20 protein-coding genes and 1 pseudogene are annotated in these 20984 nt (G+C 46.7%); 10 read left to right on the top strand and 11 right to left on the bottom strand.

Going from position 1 to position 20984, the window contains the following annotated elements; translation table 11 throughout:
- Window positions 1-35: 35 nt before the first annotated feature.
- Window positions 36-1202, top strand: coding sequence for a ribonucleotide-diphosphate reductase subunit beta (locus tag ICN15_RS06305; RefSeq protein ID WP_216201837.1), 1167 nt, complete (start codon window positions 36-38; stop codon window positions 1200-1202).
- Between the two features lie 332 nt (window positions 1203-1534).
- Window positions 1535-1804 (top strand): hypothetical protein, encoded by a 270-nt coding sequence (locus ICN15_RS06300; protein WP_370625423.1) that lies wholly within the window; start codon window positions 1535-1537, stop codon window positions 1802-1804.
- A gap of 203 nt (window positions 1805-2007) precedes the next feature.
- Here ICN15_RS06300 and ICN15_RS06295 read toward each other — a convergent pair whose 3' ends face one another.
- From ICN15_RS06295 to ICN15_RS06270, 7 genes and pseudogenes are all read right to left on the bottom strand, one after another.
- The gene (locus ICN15_RS06295) at window positions 2008-2967 is read right to left on the bottom strand and encodes a carbohydrate kinase family protein (protein ID WP_216201836.1); all 960 of its coding nucleotides are present in this window, start codon (window positions 2965-2967) and stop codon (window positions 2008-2010) included.
- 61 nt (window positions 2968-3028) lie between these two features.
- The gene (locus ICN15_RS10900; RefSeq protein ID WP_255532917.1) at window positions 3029-3595 is read right to left on the bottom strand and encodes a DUF3426 domain-containing protein; all 567 of its coding nucleotides are present in this window, start codon (window positions 3593-3595) and stop codon (window positions 3029-3031) included.
- Between the two features lie 54 nt (window positions 3596-3649).
- Window positions 3650-4570: pseudogene (prmA, locus tag ICN15_RS10895) on the bottom strand (50S ribosomal protein L11 methyltransferase); the annotation flags it as partial.
- A 28-nt stretch (window positions 4571-4598) separates the two neighbouring features.
- On the bottom strand, window positions 4599-5963 hold the full coding sequence (gene accC / locus ICN15_RS06285) for an acetyl-CoA carboxylase biotin carboxylase subunit (protein ID WP_216201834.1): 1365 nt from the start codon (window positions 5961-5963) through the stop codon (window positions 4599-4601).
- A gap of 62 nt (window positions 5964-6025) precedes the next feature.
- Window positions 6026-6493 carry an acetyl-CoA carboxylase biotin carboxyl carrier protein gene (gene accB / locus ICN15_RS06280; protein WP_216201833.1) on the bottom strand — a complete coding sequence of 156 codons (468 nt, stop codon included), beginning with the start codon at window positions 6491-6493 and terminating at the stop codon, window positions 6026-6028.
- A gap of 34 nt (window positions 6494-6527) precedes the next feature.
- Window positions 6528-6977, bottom strand: a complete 450-nt coding sequence (gene aroQ, locus ICN15_RS06275; protein WP_216201832.1) for a type II 3-dehydroquinate dehydratase — start codon at window positions 6975-6977, stop codon at window positions 6528-6530.
- 247 nt (window positions 6978-7224) lie between these two features.
- Entirely contained in the window at window positions 7225-7752 is a 528-nt protein-coding gene (locus ICN15_RS06270) for a TlpA disulfide reductase family protein (RefSeq protein WP_216201831.1), read from the bottom strand.
- Between the two features lie 26 nt (window positions 7753-7778).
- Between ICN15_RS06270 and mpl the strand changes: the two genes are divergently transcribed.
- The 6 genes from mpl (at window position 7779) to mtgA (ending at window position 14446) form a co-directional block, all read left to right on the top strand.
- A complete protein-coding gene (mpl, locus tag ICN15_RS06265) occupies window positions 7779-9185 on the top strand; it encodes a UDP-N-acetylmuramate:L-alanyl-gamma-D-glutamyl-meso-diaminopimelate ligase (protein WP_216201830.1) in 1407 nt (468 codons plus the stop codon).
- Between the two features lie 5 nt (window positions 9186-9190).
- Entirely contained in the window at window positions 9191-9919 is a 729-nt protein-coding gene (gene fabG, locus ICN15_RS06260; RefSeq protein WP_216201829.1) for a 3-oxoacyl-ACP reductase FabG, read from the top strand.
- A gap of 2 nt (window positions 9920-9921) precedes the next feature.
- Window positions 9922-11910 carry a ribonuclease catalytic domain-containing protein gene (locus ICN15_RS06255; protein ID WP_216201828.1) on the top strand — a complete coding sequence of 663 codons (1989 nt, stop codon included), beginning with the start codon at window positions 9922-9924 and terminating at the stop codon, window positions 11908-11910.
- A gap of 94 nt (window positions 11911-12004) precedes the next feature.
- Window positions 12005-12754 carry an energy transducer TonB gene (locus tag ICN15_RS06250; protein ID WP_255532889.1) on the top strand — a complete coding sequence of 250 codons (750 nt, stop codon included), beginning with the start codon at window positions 12005-12007 and terminating at the stop codon, window positions 12752-12754.
- A 22-nt stretch (window positions 12755-12776) separates the two neighbouring features.
- Window positions 12777-13682 (top strand): shikimate dehydrogenase, encoded by a 906-nt coding sequence (gene aroE / locus ICN15_RS06245; protein WP_216201826.1) that lies wholly within the window; start codon window positions 12777-12779, stop codon window positions 13680-13682.
- 20 nt (window positions 13683-13702) lie between these two features.
- Window positions 13703-14446 (top strand): monofunctional biosynthetic peptidoglycan transglycosylase, encoded by a 744-nt coding sequence (mtgA, locus tag ICN15_RS06240; protein WP_216201825.1) that lies wholly within the window; start codon window positions 13703-13705, stop codon window positions 14444-14446.
- Here the strand turns inward: mtgA and pyrF are convergent.
- Window positions 14443-15306: an orotidine-5'-phosphate decarboxylase gene (gene pyrF / locus ICN15_RS06235; protein WP_216201824.1), complete on the bottom strand. Its 864-nt coding sequence runs from the start codon at window positions 15304-15306 to the stop codon at window positions 14443-14445. The genes mtgA and pyrF overlap by 4 nt on opposite strands.
- 73 nt (window positions 15307-15379) lie before the next feature.
- Between pyrF and corA the strand changes: the two genes are divergently transcribed.
- Entirely contained in the window at window positions 15380-16345 is a 966-nt protein-coding gene (gene corA / locus ICN15_RS06230; protein ID WP_216201823.1) for a magnesium/cobalt transporter CorA, read from the top strand.
- Window positions 16346-16355: 10 nt separating this feature from the next.
- Here the strand turns inward: corA and ICN15_RS06225 are convergent, their stop codons facing one another.
- The 3 genes from ICN15_RS06225 to thiL are packed head-to-tail and all read right to left on the bottom strand — an operon-like array spanning window position 16356 to window position 18459.
- Complete coding sequence (locus ICN15_RS06225) at window positions 16356-16868, bottom strand: CinA family protein (RefSeq protein ID WP_216201822.1); 513 nt, start codon at window positions 16866-16868, stop codon at window positions 16356-16358.
- Window positions 16865-17440, bottom strand: a complete 576-nt coding sequence (locus ICN15_RS06220) for a phosphatidylglycerophosphatase A (RefSeq protein ID WP_216201821.1) — start codon at window positions 17438-17440, stop codon at window positions 16865-16867. The genes ICN15_RS06225 and ICN15_RS06220 overlap by 4 nt, the downstream gene beginning before the upstream one ends.
- Window positions 17437-18459: a thiamine-phosphate kinase gene (gene thiL / locus ICN15_RS06215; RefSeq protein WP_216201820.1), complete on the bottom strand. Its 1023-nt coding sequence runs from the start codon at window positions 18457-18459 to the stop codon at window positions 17437-17439. The genes ICN15_RS06220 and thiL overlap by 4 nt, the downstream gene beginning before the upstream one ends.
- Window positions 18460-18531: 72 nt before the next feature.
- On the opposite strand from thiL, the gene ICN15_RS06210 reads away from it, so the two are divergent.
- The gene (locus ICN15_RS06210; protein ID WP_255532887.1) at window positions 18532-20871 is read left to right on the top strand and encodes an NADP-dependent malic enzyme; all 2340 of its coding nucleotides are present in this window, start codon (window positions 18532-18534) and stop codon (window positions 20869-20871) included.
- Window positions 20872-20984 lie beyond the last annotated feature (113 nt).

Here is a 20984-nt window from a genome sequence, read left to right as displayed (position 1 = left end):
CTTGCTGATCGAGAAAAAAGAATTAGGAGAGAGTTATGTTGAATTGGGAAGAAGAAGTTGCCCCCGCACTAGCGAAAGCTGTGCTTACACCGCAACCAGCGGTGACTGAGATGCAACGTCCGCAGCCAGATCAGGTTGCTATTAGCATTACCGAACAAGCTGTTTCTGCAGTAAGTGGCGCTGCATTACGCGTTAATGCTGCTGATAAGCGTGTGATTAATGCGAAGACTGACGTAAATCAGTTGGTACCATTTAAATATAAGTGGGCTTGGGAGAAATATTTAGCTGGTTGCGCAAATCATTGGATGCCACAAGAGATCAATATGAACCGCGATATCGCGCTTTGGAAGGATCCCAACGGTCTAACTGAGGATGAGCGTCGCATCATTAAGCGCAATCTGGGTTTCTTCACGACTGCTGATTCCTTAGCAGCCAACAACATCGTTTTGGGTACTTATCGCCACATTACTGCTCCAGAATGCCGTCAATATCTATTGCGCCAGGCTTTTGAGGAGGCAATTCATACTCATGCGTACCAATATATTGTGGAATCTTTGGGTTTAGATCAAAGTGAAATCTTCAATGCGTACAACGAGATTGAGTCTATTCGCGCCAAAGATCAGTTCTTAATTCCTTTCATTAATGTGTTGACTGACCCTAATTTCAAAACTGGGACATTAGAAACTGATCAAATGTTGCTCAAATCATTGATCGTTTTTGCCTGCGTAATGGAAGGATTATTCTTTTATGTTGGTTTTACGCAAATACTTGCAATGGGCCGTCAAAACAAAATGACGGGTGCTGCTGAGCAGTATCAATACATCTTGCGCGATGAGTCTATGCACTGCAATTTCGGCATCGATTTAATTAATCAAATCAAGCTGGAGAACCCGCAGTTATGGACTTCTGCGTTCAAAGATGAGATCAAATCGATCTTCGAAAAAGCGGTCGAATTAGAGTACCGTTATGCAGAGGATACGATGCCTCGCGGAGTGCTCGGATTGAACGCGCCGATGTTCAAAGGGTACCTAAGATACATCTGTAATCGCAGATGTTTGCAAATAGGACTTGACGCGATGTTCCCAAATGAAGAGAATCCATTCCCATGGATGTCAGAAATGATTGATCTGAAAAAAGAGAGAAACTTTTTTGAGACACGCGTTATTGAGTATCAAACTGGCGGTGCGCTGAGTTGGGAGTAGTGGTTAGATAAAAGCGCATGGCCGGCTAAATAGGAGATTAGACGGTTGGATAGTTTTAAAAGTCAAAAAAACCAGACTCAAATCCGAAAACCCTTATTCAAGGGTGTCTGGACTACTCTCCCTGTTTTTTCCAGCAAATTGAAGAAGCCGTTGCCCTTTGGGGCCACGGCTTTTTTTCCAAGATTCATTAGCGTGCAGCACCTAGCATCAAGCCGCGCGCCGATGAATGGCTCGCTCGTCGGATCCAATTGGTCGCAAGACCAAGCGGAAAAGAATGGTCGGGTCTTCTTAATCGGTAGTTTGAACTAATCCTCACGTGAAGGAGTATTACTATGGCAATCGCCAAGAAGAAAGTTGCTGCAAAGAAACCTGCTGCTAAAAAAGCTGCTGCTAAGAAGCCTGCTGCTAAAAAAGTAGCTGCTAAGAAGAAACCAGCTGCGAAGAAAAAAGTAGCTGCTAAGAAGCCTGCTGCTAAAAAAGCTGCTGCTAAGAAGCGTCCTGCTGCTAAGAAGCCTGCTGCTAAAAAAGTAGCCGCTAAAAAGAAGCCTGCCGCTAAAAAGCGTCCTGCTGCTAAAAAGCGTCCAGCTGCAAAAAAAAAGTAAGTAAGCCTGCTGCGAAGAAAGCGGGCAAAGCTGTAAAAAAGCCCGTGGCTAAAAAAGCTGCCGCTTCAACAACGTTGAATCCTGCTGCTGCTTGGCCCTTCCCAACTGGCACGCGCCCATAGGCTTTGCTTTTAGGTGTGTGAAGTTCAAAGGGATCTCTCACGAGATCCCTTTTTTATTGCTGCCGCTTGAATAAATTCGCTTTAGAGTGCAAATCCAAAAGCAGATTTAAATTGGGAGGCAATTGCTTCTTTGCTCATTTGGTGATTTTGTGGTCCCTGATGGGTAATTTTGATTGATCCCATTAAACTCGCCAGTCGACCCGTTGTTTCCCAATCCATATTATTTTCTAAACCAAATAGCAAGCCACCGCGGAATGCATCACCGCAACCGGTTGGATCGATCACTTTTGCTGCTGGTACTGGCGGAATCGCAATGCATTTACCCTCAAAGTAGATGTCTGCACCTTCAGCACCCTTGGTAACGATCAACGCCTTTACTCTTTCAGCAACTTTTGCCAAGCTGAGGCCTGTTCTTTGAGAGAGCATTTCACCCTCATAGTCATTCACGGCAAGATAGCTGGCAATATCAATTAATTCTAGAAGTTCTGGCCCGTTAAACATCGGCAAGCCTTGGCCTGGATCAAATACAAATGGAATGCCTGCTTGGGCTAGTTGGTGGCAGTGTTCCCACATTCCTTGGCGACCGTCTGGCGCAACGATGCCAAACTTAGCTGCACCTTTTGCATTTTTGCTGCGCTCTGTAATGACTTCAGAAACTTGGTTTAAATGAGATTCATCCATGGCGCCTGGATGAAAGGCAGTAATTTGATTGTTGGCCTGATCAGTGGTGATCATTGCTTGAGCAGTAAACGCTTGGGCAATTTGGCGAATGTGAGTTGCATCAATCTGAAGTTCCTGAAGGCGATTCAGGTAGGGCGTAGCATCCTCACCTACAGCTGCCATGATGATAGGGTCGCCACCAAGCAATTTCAGGTTATAAGCAATATTGCCTGCACAACCACCAAATTCTCGGCGCATGGTTGGGACCAAAAACGCGACATTCAGAATATGAATCTGCTCCGGCAGAATTTGATCGGCAAATTTGCCTTCAAAGTTCATGATGGTGTCATAGGCGATAGAACCACAGATCAAGCTGGCCATAAATGATTACTTTCTAGGAAAAGGGGTTGTAGTGAGCGCTGAAATAGGCGTGAAATTGGTTTTAGGGGTAAAAAATTCTGACGCGATAGCCTGCAGCGTTTTGCGGGAGTGTCATCGGTAGTTCTGAGCGAAATATTTCTCCAGAGGGAGCGCCTCGCTTTAAAAAATCAGGATGCGCATCCATCCAAGTGCTAGGCAACCATTCTTGCGGAGAAAATTGAATCGTTTTGATCTCCATTTCCTCTGCATCTGTGAGAGAAATTTCTAAATGAGGGAATAAAACCGCTATCGCAAGACGATTTTGTATTTCCACTTGCAGTGTGGATTGATTTAAAGCGTTTTTAAGACCCTCTCGCGCGTTTTCAGGAGATAGAGTGACTGAAGTTATTTTCCAAGCAGAAAAATCGCTTACGGGGCGATTTATACACCCTAGTGCGCTACACAATTGTTCATCTAATTTCTGCAAAAGAGAAAAAGCAGTGTTTGCAATCGCGGGAGAGCTACCATCAACTCGAGTTGCCAAGGTTGGTAGTAGAGAATTTCTTGAAAGGTGCTCGCCAAAAATAATTAGCAAGAGACAAAAAAGACTGATCAGAATGAATTTAAGACTTTTTTTTTGAGTCGGCATCAAAGCCGCTGTATTTTTGTCATCCGACTTCGCATTATCAGCTTTAGCAGGCAGTGTACCGTGCAAACAGACCCAACCTTCGCTTTCTTGCCAAACAGAAAGGTTTAGCCATTGGCTATAGGTCGCAATAACCTCTTCAGCTTGGCGAGCTAACACTCCTGAGAGCACAATTTTTCCACCCGAACGCATCTTGTTGACTAAAGCAGGGGCAAGTACTTGTAATGGATTAGCCAAAATATTGGCCATGACGATGTCATATTTAGTCTCTGCTGCAAGTTCAGTGGCATTTTCGTTGGGCAGAACAAAACGAATGACCGTATTGTTGATTTCGGCATTGCTACGGGCCGCGACCATTGCTTGTGGATCAATGTCGGTGCCCACTACCAGATTGCACCCCAGTTTTGCAGCCGCAATTGCCAGAATTCCAGATCCGCAACCATAATCTAAAAGACTTTGATTTTGGAGTTGAGTATTTTTTTCAAGCCACAGTAAGCAAAGGCGAGTTGTTGGATGGCTGCCGGTACCAAATGCTAAGCCAGGGTCTACCGCTAAGCAAATCGCATTTGGATCAGTCGGTGCCTCATGCCACGAAGGGACAACCCAGATGCGCTCACCAATTTGAATCGGAGCGAATTGACTTTGGGTTAAGCGAACCCAATCCTGCTCTTCAACGATCTTTTCTTCAGGTACTTGGAGGTAGAATCCCGCCTCTTTGAGTGAGGCTAATAGCTCAGGAATAAAATTCACTGCATCAGAATCATCAATTTCAGAGTTAAATAGCGCCGTTACGGATGATCGATCCCAAGCTTGGACTTCTGGTGAAAGTCCCGGCTCACCATAGAGTGGGTTTTCATCGTAACCCCCTGCAGCGGCATCCTCAACAGTGACTGAAAGCGCACCCACTTCCAGTAATGCATCACCCAGTGACTCCGCAATCTCGGCTGAAACAGTGAAAATCAGTTCACGATAAGACATGCTGACTCCAAATGAGCATCAATTGACTTTAGGACTTGCCGCGACTGGCGGCCTGCTCTTCAAGACGATGCTCAAGATAATGAATGCTGGTACCACCTTCAATAAAGTTTGGATCCAGCATGAGTTCACGATGGAGAGGGACGTTAGTCGTAATGCCATCAATCACCATCTCAGAGAGTGCGATCTGCATACGGCGGATCGCTTGTTCACGGGTATTGCCGTAAGCAATTAACTTACCGATCATGGAATCGTAATTGGATGGCACTACATACCCGCTATAGGCATGTGAGTCGACGCGAATACCAGGACCCCCTGGCATATGGAAGGAACCAATCTTCCCTGGGCTTGGTGTGAATTTGAATGGATCTTCCGCATTTAAACGGCATTCAATCGCATGTCCACGGAAAACAATATCTTTTTGGCGATAGCCGAGCTTTAAACCAGCAGCAATCCGAATTTGCTCTTGAACGATATCAACACCGGTAATCATTTCAGTCACGGGGTGCTCTACTTGAACTCGGGTATTCATTTCAATGAAGAAGAATTCGTTATCTTCGAATAAGAATTCAAAGGTGCCAGCGCCTCGATAACCTATTTTTCTGCAAGCTTCCGCACAACGCTCACCAATTTTAGCAATTAAGCGACGGTCAATGCCTGGCGCAGGTGCTTCTTCAATCACTTTTTGGTGCCGACGCTGCATCGAGCAGTCGCGTTCACCTAACCAAATGGCATTGCCATGGGTATCCGCCAAAATCTGAATTTCTACATGACGCGGTTTCTCCAGAAATTTCTCCATATAGACTTCTGGATTACCAAAAGCACGACCAGCCTCTTCTTTGGTCATGTTGACCGCATTCAGAAGCGCTGCCTCGGTATGGACCACGCGCATACCGCGACCACCACCACCACCTGCCGCTTTAATGATAACTGGATAACCAACGCGTTTTGCAGTTGCAATAATTTCTTTTGGATTGTTTGGTAATGCACCTTCAGATCCAGGTACGCAGGGAACGCCTGCTTTGATCATGGCGCGCTTGGCGGACACCTTGTCGCCCATCAGACGAATCGATGCCGCAGTGGGGCCAATGAATGCGAAACCCGATTTCTCGACGCGCTCAGCGAAGTCCGCGTTCTCAGAGAGAAAGCCATAACCTGGGTGAATCGCTTCAGCATCAGTCACTTCTGCCGCAGAAATAATAGCCGGCATGTTGAGGTAGCTCAGAGGCGATGGTGCTGGCCCGATGCAAACCGCTTCATCTGCAAGTTTCACATATTTGGCTTCTTTGTCTGCAGTGGAGAACACGACAACTGTTTTAATTCCCAGCTCGCGACAGGCGCGTTGGATGCGGAGAGCAATTTCTCCGCGATTGGCAATCAGAATCTTATCGAACATGTCCGCTCTGAGTTAAGTAGGATTGCATTGGATAGATCTAGAGATGATCAATGGGAAAACCATTAAGCGATGATGAACAGTGGCTGATCAAATTCGACGCCCTGGCCGTTTTCACACAGAATTTGCTTAATGACGCCAGCTTGCTCGGATTCAATTTCATTGAGCAGCTTCATGGCTTCAATAATGCAGAGTGTTTGACCGACCTTGACTGTATCGCCTACTTTGACGAAATCAGGGGATTCTGGATTCGGCGCGCGATAGAAGGTGCCCACCATCGGTGAGCGAGCCACGAAACCAGTTTCTGCAGGCGCTTCCTCCGCTGCGGCAACTGCAGGAGCAGGGGCTGCAACAGAAGTCAAAGTTTGTATAGCCTGAGTTGGCGCTGGGTTGGTATAGATCACTTGACCCGCAGGGGCTGCAGATCCGGCATTTACGATGCGTACACGATCTTCACCTTCGTTCACTTCTAATTCAGAGATTCCTGATTCAGAAACGAGATCAATTAAGGTTTTTAGTTTTCTCAGGTCCATTGAGGATTCCTCTTATGTCATTCTGAATGAATTGTTATTTTTCTAAATTAGCTATAGCGGCTTCAAGAGCAAGTTCATAGCCAATTGCCCCAAGGCCGCAAATCACACCAGTGGCAATATCGGATAGGTAGGAGTGCTTTCGGAATTCTTCGCGTCGATGAATATTGGATAAGTGCACTTCAATAAAGGGGATGGCAACTCCAGCGAGGGCATCGCGCAGAGCAACGCTAGTATGGGTAAAAGCACCAGGATTGATGATGATGAAATCCACTCCATCCCGTTTGGCTTTCTGAACGCAGTCAATCAGCTCCCCCTCATGATTGCTTTGGAAGGTAGACAGCTCAACCGAATGAGATTTAGAAATGATGCCCAGTTTGTTATGGATGTCTTCTAAGGTGGTTTTACCGTAAACCTCAGGCTCACGGGTTCCCAGCAAATTGAGATTTGGACCTTGAATAACGAGAATTGAGGTATTTTTCGACATAGATCGATATTTTTAGAGGCAGTTAGGGTTAATTGAGTAGATTAAGCATTGCTCTAAAACTGCTTATTTTGTGAAATTATTTCATCGTTCAGAGAATGAAAGTATACCTCCGGAAGACCCTGTTCAGCAAAAAAGAGTGACTCAAAAATAAGATTTCATCGTATTTTTAAGGGAAATAGAACTAAATTTAGTAGTTAAACAAGGGATTTTAGTAAAAACAGTGAGGAATAAAATTCAATAAAAGATCTTATAAAGCAGATTTAATCTGATTTCTGAGCTCTTCTTCACTTATCTTCCCTAATTTGCTATTACTAGCCTGGCCGTTTGCCTTAATGATGACAGTATAGGGAAGCGCACCCTGAGCATTCCCCATTTGTTTTGAAAGGTTGCTGCCTTCCAAACCCCCTACAACGATCGGGTAGGAAATTGGTGTTTTTTCAAGAAATTCACGAATATTAGAGGGTGAATCAATACCAATGCCGACAATTAGCACATTTTGAGACAAAAATTCTTTCTGTAACCGGTCTAAAGCAGGCATTTCTTCGACACAAGGGGGGCACCAAGAGGCCCAAAAGTTCACTACGAGGACTTTTCCTCGCCATTGGTCGCTATTTACCGGTTTTCCATCGGGCGTTTGCCAAGAGTTCGCAAAAAAAGCCTGAATCGCAGGGTCACTGGCTAGACTCGTTTTATAAATCCACTGCGAAGTAGTCACTCCTGCGATCAGTGCCAATAGGCCAATTCCGGCAAAACTGATCCACTGTCTTCGGTTCATTACAACTCCTTAGCTAAAATTTGCCTATGCATATTCATATCTTAGGCATTTGCGGTACTTTCATGGGCGGCATTGCCGCAATCGCGCGGCAAGCCGGACATCGCGTTACTGGTTGTGATGCCAATGTATATCCACCAATGAGCACTCAGCTTGAAGCGCAGGGCATCGAGCTCATTGAGGGATTCTCGCCTGACCAATTATTACAGTTTGAGACGATGCCGGATTTATTTGTGATCGGCAATGTGGTTTCTCGTGGCAATCCATTGATGGAGGCCATACTCAATCAAGGTCTTCCTTACACCTCTGGACCCCAATGGCTAGGTGAGCAAGTGATATTTGGCAGGCATGTGCTGGCAGTAGCAGGCACTCATGGCAAAACAACCACTTCTGCAATGCTGGCGTGGATTCTGGAATTCAACGGTTACCAGCCTGGATATTTAATTGGTGGCGTGCCACTGAATTTCACTGTGTCGGCGCGCCTTGGTGAGGGCAAATATTTTGTTATCGAGGCGGATGAATACGACACTGCATTTTTTGATAAGCGCAGCAAGTTTGTTCACTACCGTCCCTCCACGGCTTTATTAAATAATCTGGAGTTTGATCATGCTGATATTTTTGCGGATCTCGCTGCAATCGAAACCCAATTTCATCACTTAGTTCGTACGGTTCCAGGCAATGGCCGGGTAGTAGTCAATGGTGAGGAGCCTGCTTTAGATAGAGTCATTACCCGAGGCGCTTGGGCGCCTATTGAAAGATTCGGACAAGATAAAAACAATGTCTGGTCATTGATTTCTCAAGAGGCTGATGGTTTTATTGTTCTGCATAAGGGCAAGGAGGTAGCAGCTGTCGAATGGGCGCCAGACTCTGGAGTCATGGGACGCCATAATCAGCTCAATGCACTAGCAGCAATTGCCTGCGCAAATCACATTGGCATTTCACCAGCGGATGCTGCCCGTGCCTTGATCCAGTTTAAGAATGTAAAACGCCGTTTAGAGACTATTGGCGTTGCAAATGATGTGACAGTCTATGATGACTTTGCGCATCACCCAACAGCGATCACCACCACTGTCGATGGCTTACGTAGACGAGTTGGGAAGTCTCGGATTTTGGCGGTTTTAGAGCCGCGATCAAATACGATGAAGTTAGGCGTGATGAAAGCACAGCTTCCTAACAGCTTAGAGGCAGCTGATAAGGTCTTTGCGTATGGCGCTAGTGCTGGTAAAGAATCTTTGGGCTGGGATTTAAATGAAGTCTTAGCGCCATTAAATGCCATAGAAAAAGATCGTGCATTAAGCTTTGATGATCTTGGTGTCTTGGTAAATGCTGTAGCGCATGAAGCGAAGCCGGGCGATCACATTCTAGTAATGAGTAACGGCGGCTTTGGTGGTGTGCATCAAAAAATATTGGCCACAATAGAAAAGAAAGCGGAGTAATGAGCATGAGATTGAAAGATAAGGTAGCTATTGTTACTGGCGCAGCAAAGGGTATTGGCTATGCCACGGCGAAGCGATTCTCTGAAGAGGGTGCCAAGGTTATGATCGCGGACGTTAATCCAGATGCAGTCAAAGCAGCGGTCGACCTAATTCCTGGCTCTGAAGCGTATGTTGTCAATGTGACGGACCGCGCCAGCATCGAAGCTGCAGTGGATCAAATCATGCAGCGTCACGGACGTATCGATGTTTTGATCAACAATGCCGGCATCACTCAAGATGCGCGCTTAGTCAAAATGACTGAAGCCCAATTTGATACGGTGATTGATGTCAACTTAAAGGGTGTTTTTAATTGCACTCAATTAGTCGTTCCGCATATGCTGGAAGCGGGTAAGGGTGCCGTTGTCAATGCCTCTAGTGTGGTTGGTATTTACGGTAACTTCGGTCAGACAAACTATTCAGCTACGAAGTTTGGTGTGATTGGGTTCACTAAAACCTGGGCTCGTGAATTGGGTGCAAAAGGGATTCGGGTGAATGCGGTTTGCCCAGGATTTATTGCAACCGAGATGGTAAAAGCGATGCCTGAAAAAATCCTGCAGGATATTGAGAGTCGTAGTTGGTTAGGCCGCTTAGGCACCCCAGAAGAAATGGCAAATGTGTATTTATTTTTAGCCAGCGATGAAGCTAGCTATGTGAATGGGGTTGCACTTGAAGCCAGCGGCGGGATCTCTCTCTAAGCATGCATCTTTTATACGAAGAGGGTGGCGATATTAAGGTTGCCACAGTCCAGTCTGCTTCGGGCACTGGAGATGCTGAGTCCTGGCAGGCCACAAGCCTATCTGGCAAGAAGATCAAATTGAAAGCCAAAGAAGTTTGGTTGCGTTTTGAGAAGCCAGAACCGCAAGCCTTAATGGATCAGGCGAGTGTTTTATCTAAAGAGATCGATCTGCAATTTCTTTGGGACTGCGCCCCTGAGGAAGAGTTTGGCTTGGTAGATGTTGCACAAGAGTACTTTGGTGCACAGGCCTCCATATCCCAAGAAACTGCATTAGCAATTGCTTTGCAAGGTGCGCCCGTATTTTTTCGACGCAAAGGACGGGGGCGTTTTCAGCGTGCGCCGCTTGAACAGTTGCAAGCTGGCTTAGCCGCGCTTGAGCGTAAGCAAAAAGAATTAGAGCAACAGACGGCTTGGCAACAGGAGTTAGTTTCTGGCATATTCCCTGAGGCCCTCAAGTCTCAAGCCAACCAACTGCTGTTTTCGCCAGATAAAAATACTTCTGCCTACAAGGCATTGATTGCAGCCTGCACGGAGTGTGGAGAGTCGCCTGCACAATTAATGATTCGTTGTGGAGCAATTGACTCGCCTTTGCAGTATCACCAAAACATGTTCTTAAAGGCCCATTTCCCTCATGGCTCTGCTCATCAGGCGGGCTTGGCGCTAGAGCAAGCAGTGTTAGATGCTGCTATTTCAGAATTACCTTTAGCCGATGTAACAGCCTTTTCAATCGATGATTCAGGTACCACTGAGATTGATGATGCGTTGTCGGTCACGCCACTCGCTGAGGGTGGCCATCGGATTGGTATTCATATTGCAGCACCGGGATTAGCCATTACTAAAGATGATGCTTTGGATCGGGTGGCACGAGCTCGTATGTCCACGGTATATTTCCCAGGCGACAAGATCACGATGTTGCCGGATGCCGTAATCCAACAACTCTCATTGGATGAGGGCGCTGCTCGCCCCGCTTTATCGATTTACGTTGATATTGATCTTGCCGGAGTAGTGGATAAAGAGACCTTGCAATTACGTGCTGAAATGGTGCCGATGGGATCGAATCTGCGCCTCGAAAACTTAGAGCATCTCGTCACAGAAGAAAGTCTAATTGATGAAGCTGCTCACTATCCTTATCGACAAGAGCTCAGTATCTTGTGGACAGCGGCCAAGCTATTGCATGCTGGACGTCAAGAGCAGCGTGTCACTAATGGATTACGTGCTGAGCAACTCGGCATGCTTGATCCTCAGGCACTAGCAAGAGATTTTCATTTTCAAATCCAGGATGTTGATGGTGCACAAAGAGTAGAGATCACGCCGCGCCAACGGGGCTCTATCTTGGATACGATCGTGGCCGAGTGGATGATTTATTGCAATAGTGCTTCAGGGCGTTTACTAGCTGACCACGGCATACCAGGCTTATTCCGGACACAAAAGGGCTGGGGTCCATTACGCACTCGTATGCAGACAACGCCTGGCCCACATGAGGGCTTGGGTTTAGATTACTACGCTTGGTGCACATCGCCATTACGCCGTTACTCTGATTTAGTTAACCAATGGCAGTTAATCGCGATAGCGAAGCATGGCATTACTGCCAAGATGGTGGCGCCTTTCCCTCCAAGAGATGCAGCCTTGATGGGTATCGCTGCTGACTTTGAGGCATGCTATTCCGCTTATGCTGAATATCAAGATCGCTTGGAGAAATACTGGTGCTTACGTTGGATGGCTCAAGATGAGATTCCGAAACAGATATTTGTGAGACATCTCAAAGAAGGGATGTCACGAGTCGAGCCTATCCCTTTGCATTTGCCAGTACCCGAGTTAGCGACACGTCCGCGTATGACCCGTGCTGAGGTAAGTATTGCCGATGTGGATCTTCTGCAGCTCACTGCAGGTGTGCGCATCGTTCACATTGAAACTCCAGAAGTTCCTGAGAGTGATGCAAGTCCCGCTTAGGTTGAGACAGTGTGCAGGGTCCTTCAAGGGGGCTTGGCTGCGTTATCCATTTCGGATGGCGCTTTGCCTCTCTATCCTTTTGCATCTCATATTTTTGTCATTTCGTTGGGGGATTGGCGAGATTCAGAATCGGCGTTTAAATACACCGCTGAGTGTGGTTTTGGTGAATGCCAGCAATCAAGTAGCACCCCAGCAAGCGAATAAGCTAGCCCAAGCAGATTTAAATGGGGGCGGCAATACGCCTAATCAGGAAGCTACAGCATTGCATCGAGCAAGACTGGGTGCAGAAGCGCGTCTTGAAGTCTTAGAAAAGCAACAAAGGCAAATGTTGGCTAAGTTGGATGCAGATCGAGCCCAATCAGGCGGTCGCAAGAGCGGTGACGATCAAAAGCTGGCATCACAACTGAACTCTTTAGAGGCTGAATTAGCAAAGCGCCTGCAAGTAAATGGGCGTGAGCCACGTCGTAAGGTATTAACTGGTGCCAGCACGAAGGCGGTTGTATTTGCCCAGTACTACGATGCGATGCGTCAAAAAATTGAAGCTTACGGTAGTGCTTTTTTCCCACGCGCGAATGGCCGCCCTTTGTATGGGAGTTTGGTCATTGTTGTGAGTGTGGATGCCCAAGGACGCATTACGAATAATGCTGAGGGCAAGGAAGGCTTAAGTATTGGGCGTAGTTCTGGCAATCCTGAGCTGGACCGACAAGCATTAGCGATTGTTCGAGCATCCGCCCCATTTGGGCTGTTTCCAGTCGAGATGCGAAATCAGATTGATGTCTTGGATTGGATCTCGACTTTTGAGTTCACGCGAGATAGTTCTGATCGTCTAGAGTTGCGACCATAATTTCGCTTATCCTGTAGCCAATATGAACCCAGCCCATTCAAACGACTTGCACACAGATCCCGCTCAATTTCCTGGAGTGGATGTCTATGCTGTTGCTGGGAATCCTATCTCACACAGTAAATCGCCTACTATCCATGCCAGATTTGCTGAACAGTCAAAACAAAAAATACATTATGGTCTTTTGCAGCCAGCACTTGATGAATTCAAGGCCGTAGCAACATCTTTCTTTGCCAATGGCGGCAAGGGTATGAATGTCACAGTCCCCTTTAAGTTAGACGCCCAGTCATTTGCCGATGAATTAACCGCTCGCGCTCAATTAGCAGGCGCAGTAAATACTTTGCACATCGAAAACGGCAAAATCTTTGGTGACAATACTGATGGTGCTGGCTTAGTGAGAGACTTGTTAGCTCAAGGCATCCAACTGCAAGGTTCGCGGATTTTATTGTTAGGAGCGGGCGGAGCATCAAGGGGCGTTCTTGGTCCATTGTTAGCGCAATCACCAAAAGCGTTGCTGATTGTGAATCGATCTCACTCTAAGGCTGACGAACTGGTTCGGTTGTTTAGTCCATTGGCGCAATCCCACCAAGTTTCTTTACAAGCAGCTAATTTAGATGCATTGGAAGATCCGAATAGAATGCCTACTGCTTTTGATCTCATTATTAATGCTACTGCAGCTGGACTATCTAATGAGTCTGCGCTGAGTGATCTAGCGGCAAGCCATATTTTCACTCCCCAATCATTTGCCTACGATATGGTCTATGGGAAAGTAACTCCTTTGATGCAACAAGCGTTGCATCGGGGGGCACGCGTGAGCGATGGCTTGGGTATGTTGGTAGAGCAGGCTGCAGATGCCTTCTTAATCTGGCGCGGTGCACACCTGACTGAAGCAATCAATCCTCGCGCAGTGTTGGCGGAACTTCGCGCTTAATTGGCTGGAGCTAAGCTTTAGTGCGCTGGCTTCAATACTTTTTAAAGTGTGTGCTTGGTGGTTTTATCGCCATGCAAATTTACTTTGTGATTCAGATTGGACTATGGACCATTCTTGATCCGAGTAGTACGGCTTTTCAGCGCGCCGAGCGCTGGCGTCTTTGTGGATTGAATTGGTCTTGTCCGGTCTACTCATCTTGGGTTCCTTATGACAAAATTTCTGCTAATTTAAAACGCGCTGTTTTGGTCAGTGAAGACGATATTTTTTTCCAGCACATGGGGATTCGGGTTGAGGATATGCAAAAAGCGTGGGTTAAAAATGCTCAACTGAATCAGCAGAGTGGTGGTAAATCAAAAACTGCTTTGCGTGGTGGTTCTACGATTACGCAGCAATTGGCAAAAAACTTGTTTCTATCTTCTGAGCAGAATTACTTTCGCAAGGTACAAGAACTGATCATCACCGGCCTGCTAGAGCTGATGCTACCTAAACAACGACTTTATGAGATTTATCTGAACTCTGTAGAGTGGGGTGAGGGTATCTTTGGCATCGGTGCAGCAGCTCAGCACTACTATGGCATTAGTCCGGCCTCACTGAATCGAGAGCAGGCCGCTGCCCTAGCATCCGCCTTACCTGCGCCGAAGTGTTTTGATAAGACACAATATTGCCGCAAAGCTAGGATTCACTTCCCCACACGGCAAGACTTTATTTTGGAAAATATGGATAAGGTGGCTTTAGCGCCCCTGCAGAAATCCAAAGCGCGTTAGATTGAGCTATGAGTTGCAGCCCCAGCCGCAGCCCTTAATGCATCCCTAGTAGTGATGGCTACTTTTCTAGCAGCTTCGGCAAAATCACTACCCGAGCTAGCGTATAAGATGGCTCTTGAGGAATTAATCATCATGCCTGTGCCAGGCTTGTTGGGAATGCCACCCGCTTTCACGGTCGCATCGATATCCCCGCCCTGAGCACCAATCCCCGGAATGAGCAAGGGCATCTCTCCAACAATCTTACGTACTTTGGCGATTTCTTCAGGGAATGTGGCTCCCACTACTAGACTAATTTGTCCAGAGGTGTTCCACTCCTGTGCGGCTAACTTGGCTACATGTAGGTAGAGAGGTTCGCCACTAGTGGCCATATTCAAAAACTGGAGATCAGAGCCCCCTGGATTTGAAGTACGACACAAGACAATGACGCCTTTGCCAGCATGTCTCAGGTAGGGCTCAATAGTGTCAAAGCCCATATAGGGGCTAACGGTCACAGCATCTGCTCCATAGCGTTCAAAAGCCTCTATGGCATAGTGATCTGCAGTACTGCCGATATCTCCTCGCTTGGAATCCAGGATGACCGGAATATGGGGATACTTGTCCTTCAGATACTTAACCAATTTCTCAAGTTGCGCCTCCGCCCATTGGGATGCGAAATAAGCGAACTGGGGCTTAAAGGCGCAGACCGTATCTGCAGTGGCATCAGCAATCTCACGACAAAACTCATAAATGCCCTCAGACTTACCTTGGAATATTGCGGGCATGCGCTTGAGATCTGGATCAAATCCCACACACAACATGCTGCCTTGGGAAGCCCACGCAGATTGGAGTTGTTGAGAAAAGGTATTTGAGCTGGAGTTCATCTGATTTAAGCTTATTTTAGCGAAACTGTTATCTCCATAGGATAAACTAGCGCACATTCCTTAGGAGTTCACCATGATCAACTTGTTCGTCCTGCAAAATGGCCGCCTCTCTCAAGAGCAAGTGGAAGATCGCAATGAATTGTTGGAATACTCCAACCCGATCTGGATCGACGTCGTTGATCCAGAAGAGGAAGAGCTCCTCTGGATTAAAGAGGCTTTTGGCGTACTTCTCCCCGAATTAGATGATTTGGGCGACTTGGAAGCTTCTGCGCGCTATTTTGAGGCTGATGATGGCCACCTCCACATTCGTACGGATTTCTTACTAGATGAGGAAGAGACTTCTCGCAACGTGCGAGTTGCTTTTGTCCTGACCAAGCAAGTCTTGTTTTCTATTCACGATGAAGATTTACCGGTGTTTCGTTTAGTGCGCTTGCGTGCACGTTTGCGTCCAGGTTCAGTCAGCAATGCGAAAGACGTATTACTAGATTTATATTCCACTGATGCTGAATACTCTGCAGATGCTCTAGAAGAAGTTTACGAAAATTTAGAGCAAGCAGGTAAGCGTGTTTTGTCAGACGAAATTACCGACTCGGACGCTGCTGAGGTTTTAGAGACGATTGCTAAGGAAGAGGATACCAACGGCCGTATTCGTCGTAATGTAATGGATACCCGTCGCGCATTATCATTCTTGATGCGTAGCAAATTGTTATCCGATGAGCAACAAGAAGAGGCGCGCCAAATTCTGCGCGACATCGACTCATTAGAAAACCATACTGCGTTCTTGTTCGATAAGATCAACTTCTTGATGGATGCAACGGTGGGCTTTATTAACTTGAACCAAAGTAAGATCATTAAGATCTTCTCGGTGGTATCTGTCGCCTTAATGCCGCCTACTTTGCTCGCCAGTATTTGGGGTATGAACTTCCGCTACATGCCAGAGTTGGAGCAAACATGGGGCTATCCGGTTGCCATTCTCTCGATGGTAATCTCAGCGATTATTCCTTTAGGCTACTTCCGTCATAAAGGCTGGATGAACTAATCACTTCTGCTTATTGGAGCAGTCGAACTAATCTGGAAATTGCGTAATCACATGCTTGCTCTCGCACTGCTTGACGATTACCGGAAAATTGCTGGGTTATTGAGGTAGTTTCAATTGCATCATGAGTAATATTTTTATTGATTGTCCAAGCAAAGCATACGGTTCCAACGGGCTTGTCTGGCGAGCCTCCTGTTGGCCCAGCGATACCCGTGATCGAGATAGCCACATTGACATTGGCGTTAAGTCTCGCACCCTCTGCCATTCCGATTGCAACGGGTTCGCTAACCGCTCCAAAGGATTCAATGGTCTCTGCGGGAACGCCTAAACATTCTGTTTTAGCCTCATTGCTATAAGTAATGTAACCCCGCTCAAACCAATCGCTAGAGCCTGCAAGGTCAGTCAAGGTGGCACAAACTAAGCCACCTGTACAGGATTCAGCTAAAGCGATTTTCCATCCACGCTGAATGAGGATGCTAGCGAGGGTCCTGGCAGATTCGTGCTGTGGGTCAAGATGATTTGTCATGAGAAATAGTGAAGTGCAGCTTGCAAGATAGCGATGGAGATGAGAGTAAAAAACGCAGCCGCTAAATCATCGGCAATGATGCCGAAACCACGCCACAGAATTTGTATTGAATTTGATGGTGAAGCGTCATTATTACCCTCTGCTTTTTTAAAGTAGCGATCAATCGCACCGATGGGGCCGGGTTTAACAGCATCAAAAAATCGGAAGAGGGCAAATGCGAGAATTTGCATCCAAAGATGGGTAGGCATGATGAACATTAGTACTAACCAAAAAGCGACTATTTCATCCCACACAATTCCGCCAAAATCCTTTTTTCCTAATTCTTCGCTCACTTGACCGCAAATCCAGCAGCCCAGCAGAATGCCTCCACCAATGATCCAAAGAAATACTTGGGTAGATAAAAAATAATCCCCAACCAAAAATGCCGCCCATGCCCAGAGTGTTCCAGCTGTGCCTGGGGCGAATGGCGCTAGTCCACTACCAAAACCAAATGCGAGGATACGTTCGGGCTTGCTATAGACCCACTTGAAGCTTGGGATTGGTGTTGAAGAAATAGGAGATGGCGTATTCATGCGAAATGGTCAAAAGATTGAAGCAGAGGACTGGCCTCTTCGGGGCTTAGCTTAGCGCCCTGGTGATTAATCAAGTGAATCTCAGATGCGTCGTGTTGCATGGGCTTAACACTGCCAATATTTGTGAGAGGAAGATGTAAGTTTGCACTGATCTTTTTAAGCACCTCTCGCTTGCTGACAGGAGCTGTAAAGCAGAGTTCATAATCATCTCCACCACTAGCAGCATATTGGTTTTGAATATCAGCCGATTGCTTTAGTAGTGTGGCGGATTTAGGAAGTCGATCTAAAAAGACTTCGGCATCCTTATTGGATTGCTGCAAGATATGCCTCAAATCTCCAAAGAGACCATCGGAGATATCGACAGCAGAGTGGGCAATTTCTCGCAGAGCAATGCCCAGCTCAACCCTCGGACTTGGTTGATGCATGCGAGCTTCAATCAGGGTCAGATCATCCCGCGGTAAATGAATTTCATGACGCAGTGCAGCAAGCATAAGTCTGGCGTCGCCTACTGTCCCAGAGACCCAGATGTCATCACCATTTAAAGCTCCTGATCTTCGAATCGCTTTGTCCTTGGGGGTGCTGCCAAAAGCAGTTATACAAATATTGAACGGGCCAGCAGTCGTATCGCCACCGATCAGAGGGCAAGAGTAACGGCTGGCAATAGCAAATAAACCCTTGCTGAAGGCTTCTAAATGAGCTGGGTTGACTTCGGGTAACGCCAATGCAAGTGTGAAGCCTAAAGGCTTAGCACCCATTGCAGCTAGGTCTGAGAGGTTGACTGCTAAGGCTTTCCAGCCAAGCCACTCGGGATTGGCATCCTCAAAAAAATGGCGTCCTGAGACCAGCATATCGCTAGTAATGGCCATTTCTTCCTGAGGGTCACTTGTGATCATTGCGCAGTCATCGCCAATACCAAGCTGCACCGATCCCGGGCTCGATGCCAGCATCCGGTCTGATTGTGTTTTAAAAAAACGCTGAATCAGAGCAAATTCGCCAAGTGAGGAGGTTTTAGATTGCATGCCCCATTTTATGGCTCTTAGGAGTCTTTCATCGGAGAGGAATAGAATTAAACGCTTGAAGACATCTGATTGATGAGTGAACTGATGAGTAAACCAGGTAATAGTAGTAAAGAGCAACAAATAGCGGACCTCAGAGCGGCTGCTCTCCACTATCACGAGTTTCCAGTTCCAGGAAAAATCGAAATTGCCCCAACCAAGCAGTTAACGAATCAGCGAGACTTGGCTCTTGCCTATACGCCTGGTGTTGCAGCGGCTTGTGAAGAAATCGCCAAAGATCCTGCCAACGCTTTTCGTTATACAGCGCGTGGGAACTTAGTCGGCGTGATTACAAACGGAACTGCAGTACTGGGTTTGGGGAATATTGGACCATTGGCAAGTAAGCCAGTGATGGAAGGTAAGGCGGTCCTCTTTAAGAAATTTGCTGGCATCGATGTATTTGACATTGAGATAAACGAGAATGATCCAGAAAAGTTGGTGGAAATTATTGCTGCGCTTGAGCCTACTTTCGGTGGCATCAACTTAGAAGATATCAAAGCACCAGACTGTTTTATCGTAGAGCGCAAGTTACAGGCGCGGATGAAGATTCCAGTCTTTCATGATGATCAGCATGGCACGGCGATTGTGGTTGCTGCAGCTATTTTGAATGGTCTGAAGGTTGTTGGTAAAGATGTGGCTCATGTGAAGTTGGTGACCTCTGGTGCTGGTGCTGCTGCTTTGGCTTGTTTAGATTTATTGGTTGATCTGGGCATCCCGCGTAAAAATATTTGGGTGACTGACTTGGCTGGTGTGGCCTATAAAGGTCGTAAAGAATTAATGGATCCAGAGAAGGAGCCTTTTTGCCAAGAGACGGATCTGAGAACTTTGGATCAAGCCATTGAAGGTGCTGATATTTTCTTGGGTCTGTCTGCTGGGGGTGTTCTCAAGCAAGACATGGTGAAGAAGATGGCCCCTAGGCCATTGGTATATGCCTTGGCAAATCCCACGCCAGAGATTCTTCCGGAAGAAGTAAAAGAAGTTCGTCCAGATGCAGTCATGGCGACGGGCCGCACCGATTACCCAAATCAAGTCAATAACGTTTTATGTTTCCCTTTTATCTTCCGTGGTGCTCTGGATGTGGGTGCCACCACTATTACCCGCGGCATGGAAGTGGCGGCCGTCAAGGCTGTAGCGGAGCTGGCTCAAGCTGAGCAGAGTGAGATCGTGACCTCTGTTTACGGCATTGAGAATTTATCTTTTGGTCCTGAGTACTTGATTCCAAAACCATTTGACCCGCGTTTAATTACGGTGATAGCCCCTGCGGTTGCAAAGGCTGCAATGGACGATGGTGTTGCTCAACGCCCGATTAAAGACTTTGACGCTTACCGCAATCAGCTACAACAATTTGTCTACCACTCTGGTACGTTGATGAAACCTCTGTTTAATATCGCAAAAGAGGTACCTGCAAATCAAAAGCGGATCATTTTTGCTGAAGGTGAAGATGAGCGCGTATTGCGTGCCGTACAAATCCTGATTGATGAGCATTTAGCGACTCCGATTTTGATTGGCCGCCCTTCAGTGATTGAACATCGCATTGAGAAATTTGGTTTACGGATTAAAGCTGGCGAAGATTTTGACATCGTGAATCCTGAAAATGATTCACGCTTCCGAGATTTCTGGCAATCCTATTTAGCCTTGAATGAGCGTAAGGGCGTTACGGAATCATTTGCTAAGTTAGAAATGCGTCGCCGCAACAGCTTAATTGGATCTATGATGATTAGCAAAGGCATGGCTGATGGCATGATTTGTGGAACCGTCGGTGACTTAGCTACGCATTTGAAGTACATCGATGAGGTAGTTGGTCGTGAACCTGGCGCAAAGGTTTATGGTGCAATGTCCGGACTGATCTTGCCAGGTCGCCAAGTATTTTTGGTGGATACCCATGTGAATATCGATCCCAGTGCGGAGCAGTTGGCTGACCTGACTATCATGGCGGCAAGCCAAATGCGTAAATTAGGTATCGAACCCAAGGTAGCGCTCTTATCTCATTCGAATTTTGGTTCTAGTAGCGCTCCATCAGCAGTCAAAATGCGCGAAGTATTGGCTTTGATTCAAAAGGCAGATCCGGCACTCGAAGTAGATGGCGAGATGCATGGAGACAGCGCTTTAGATGAAACCATCCGTGCTGGCGCAGTCACTTCATCTCCATTGAAAGGCGGTGCCAATTTGCTAGTTCTGCCGAATATTGATGCTGCCAACATTTCTTATAACTTATTGAAGACTGCTGCCGGTAACGGCATTGCAATCGGACCATTACTCTTGGGAGTGGCTAAGCCGATTCATATTCTCACGCCAGCAGCTACCGTGCGTCGTATTGTGAATCTGACCACTTTGGCAGTGGTTGAGGCGGCCAGCAACAGCAGAGGTGTAGCTTAATCTAGATTTAATCGTAAATATTTATGTTAGTTAGTGTTAACTGACATAAATAATTACTATATAAATCAGTGGTTTATATAAAACCTACTGTAATTGGGCTTGATTTGATTGCG

The organism is Polynucleobacter sp. CS-Odin-A6 (genome assembly GCF_018882095.1).
Taxonomy (GTDB): Bacteria; Pseudomonadota; Gammaproteobacteria; order Burkholderiales; family Burkholderiaceae; genus Polynucleobacter.
Note: the sequence above shows the minus strand (reverse complement) of the source record. Positions and strands in the feature narration are given on the sequence as shown.

Bases quoted from the DNA above. Each gene is read 5' to 3' on its own strand.
- ICN15_RS06305 (WP_216201837.1), top strand. From the start codon at position 36: ATGTTGAATTGGGAAGAAGAAGTTGCCCCCGCACTAGCGAAAGCTGTG.
- ICN15_RS06300 (WP_370625423.1), top strand. From the start codon at position 1,535: ATGGCAATCGCCAAGAAGAAAGTTGCTGCAAAGAAACCTGCTGCTAAA.
- ICN15_RS06295 (WP_216201836.1), bottom strand. From the start codon at position 2,967: ATGGCCAGCTTGATCTGTGGTTCTATCGCCTATGACACCATCATGAAC.
- ICN15_RS10900 (WP_255532917.1), bottom strand. From the start codon at position 3,595: ATGCCGACTCAAAAAAAAAGTCTTAAATTCATTCTGATCAGTCTTTTT.
- accC (WP_216201834.1), bottom strand. From the start codon at position 5,963: ATGTTCGATAAGATTCTGATTGCCAATCGCGGAGAAATTGCTCTCCGC.
- accB (WP_216201833.1), bottom strand. From the start codon at position 6,493: ATGGACCTGAGAAAACTAAAAACCTTAATTGATCTCGTTTCTGAATCA.
- aroQ (WP_216201832.1), bottom strand. From the start codon at position 6,977: ATGTCGAAAAATACCTCAATTCTCGTTATTCAAGGTCCAAATCTCAAT.
- ICN15_RS06270 (WP_216201831.1), bottom strand. From the start codon at position 7,752: ATGAACCGAAGACAGTGGATCAGTTTTGCCGGAATTGGCCTATTGGCA.
- mpl (WP_216201830.1), top strand. From the start codon at position 7,779: ATGCATATTCATATCTTAGGCATTTGCGGTACTTTCATGGGCGGCATT.
- fabG (WP_216201829.1), top strand. From the start codon at position 9,191: ATGAGATTGAAAGATAAGGTAGCTATTGTTACTGGCGCAGCAAAGGGT.
- ICN15_RS06255 (WP_216201828.1), top strand. From the start codon at position 9,922: ATGCATCTTTTATACGAAGAGGGTGGCGATATTAAGGTTGCCACAGTC.
- aroE (WP_216201826.1), top strand. From the start codon at position 12,777: ATGAACCCAGCCCATTCAAACGACTTGCACACAGATCCCGCTCAATTT.
- pyrF (WP_216201824.1), bottom strand. From the start codon at position 15,306: ATGAACTCCAGCTCAAATACCTTTTCTCAACAACTCCAATCTGCGTGG.
- corA (WP_216201823.1), top strand. From the start codon at position 15,380: ATGATCAACTTGTTCGTCCTGCAAAATGGCCGCCTCTCTCAAGAGCAA.
- ICN15_RS06225 (WP_216201822.1), bottom strand. From the start codon at position 16,868: ATGACAAATCATCTTGACCCACAGCACGAATCTGCCAGGACCCTCGCT.
- ICN15_RS06220 (WP_216201821.1), bottom strand. From the start codon at position 17,440: ATGAATACGCCATCTCCTATTTCTTCAACACCAATCCCAAGCTTCAAG.
- thiL (WP_216201820.1), bottom strand. From the start codon at position 18,459: ATGCAATCTAAAACCTCCTCACTTGGCGAATTTGCTCTGATTCAGCGT.
- ICN15_RS06210 (WP_255532887.1), top strand. From the start codon at position 18,532: ATGAGTGAACTGATGAGTAAACCAGGTAATAGTAGTAAAGAGCAACAA.